General features: G+C 61.4%; 1 protein-coding gene. It reads right to left on the bottom strand.

Annotated elements, in window-relative coordinates:
• Window positions 1–175 precede the first annotated feature (175 nt).
• On the bottom strand, window positions 176–1,018 hold the full coding sequence (locus BVER_RS28985) for a tRNA threonylcarbamoyladenosine dehydratase (RefSeq protein ID WP_050456162.1): 843 nt from the start codon (window positions 1,016–1,018) through the stop codon (window positions 176–178).
• Window positions 1,019–1,385: the final 367 nt, after the last annotated feature.

Genomic DNA, 1,385 nt, shown 5'->3' with positions numbered 1-1,385 from the left:
CCTCCCCAGCTGGCTGCCGCTTGCCCACTCCGCTCGTCTGGGCATGCCTCGCCTCACATAACCTCACCTCCCCGAACCGCCCGGTGCGGACCCGCACGCCGGGTGGTGTGGCAGGGTGGTGTGGCAGGGGACCGGCCAGCTTGCTGGCCGCCCCTATGCCGATCATGCGCGACGATCACGCCGCCCGCTTCGCCAACTCGCGCAGCACATGCGCCGCCGCCGCGAAGCCGAAGCTCGCCGTCACGCACACGCTCGAGCCGAATCCCGCGCAATTCAAACCGACCGGCCCCGAATGTCCCGCGCCGGTTTCCAGATGCTCCGCGCCTTCGCTCAGATCGCAGACGGGCGCTTCGGGATAGATCAGCGGCTCGTCCGAATACACCGCGCTCACCTTGAAACGCGACTTCGGGCCGCACGGAAAGCCGTGCAGCTTGCGCAACTGTCCGCGTACTTTCGAGAGCAGCGGATCCTGAATCGTCAGCGCGAGATCGTCGATGCGGATCCGCGTCGGATCGAGCTGCCCGCCTGCGCCGCCGATCGTGATGAGCGGCTGCTTGCGCTCCACGCACCACGCGATCAGCGCGGTTTTCGTGCGCACGCTGTCGATCGCGTCGATCACGTAATTGAAACCGGCGCCGAGCGTCGCATCGAAATTGCCGGCTTCGACGAAGTCTTCGATCTGCGTCACCTGGCAGTCTGGATCGATCAACTCGATGCGCTCGGCCATCGCGGTGACTTTCGCCTTGCCGTAATTGCCGTCGAGCGCGTGAATCTGCCGGTTGGTGTTGCTTTCGGCGACGTTGTCGAGATCGATCAGCGTGAGCTTGCCGATCGCGCTGCGCGCCAGCGCCTCCGCAACCCACGATCCCACGCCGCCGATGCCGATCACCGCGACATTCGCCCGCTCGAAAGCGGCGAGCGCCGGTGCGCCATAAAGCCGCGCGATGCCGCCGAAGCGACGCTCGCGATCGGCGGTATTTTTGGCGAGCGGAGTCTCGATCGTGGTGGAAGCGTTCATGGCGTCAATCAATAATTCCGGAAGCTTTGAAAGCAAACTAGAAGCCAGCAACCCGAAAAATCGAGAGCCCTGTCAACAAAGGCTTACCTCGAGCTATCAGACGTGCAAACTTACGTGGTCGATCATGCAAAATATGGCCGAATTGCGTATTCTGCCTTATCGAAACCTAAGTCGTGATAGCCGCCACCGATGGTTCGGTAATGTCTTTTGTATTCGGGGCAAGAACGTGTCACCTTGGCTATACTGAGTCGGCCCTTCAGAATTAGTCGAAGTCAAGGGTGGCAAGGGGCCGCCGGAAGATCGTGTTTCCCAGAACTCCCAGAAGCAATATTGATCTGAATGGTTTCCTGGGAGTTTGGAACTTCGC

It is taken from the genome of Candidatus Burkholderia verschuerenii, assembly GCF_001189365.1.
In the GTDB taxonomy this organism is placed as follows: Bacteria; Pseudomonadota; Gammaproteobacteria; order Burkholderiales; family Burkholderiaceae; genus Caballeronia; species Caballeronia verschuerenii.
Note: the sequence above shows the minus strand (reverse complement) of the source record. Positions and strands in the feature narration are given on the sequence as shown.

Bases quoted from the DNA above. Each gene is read 5' to 3' on its own strand.
- BVER_RS28985 (WP_050456162.1), bottom strand. From the start codon at position 1,018: ATGAACGCTTCCACCACGATCGAGACTCCGCTCGCCAAAAATACCGCC.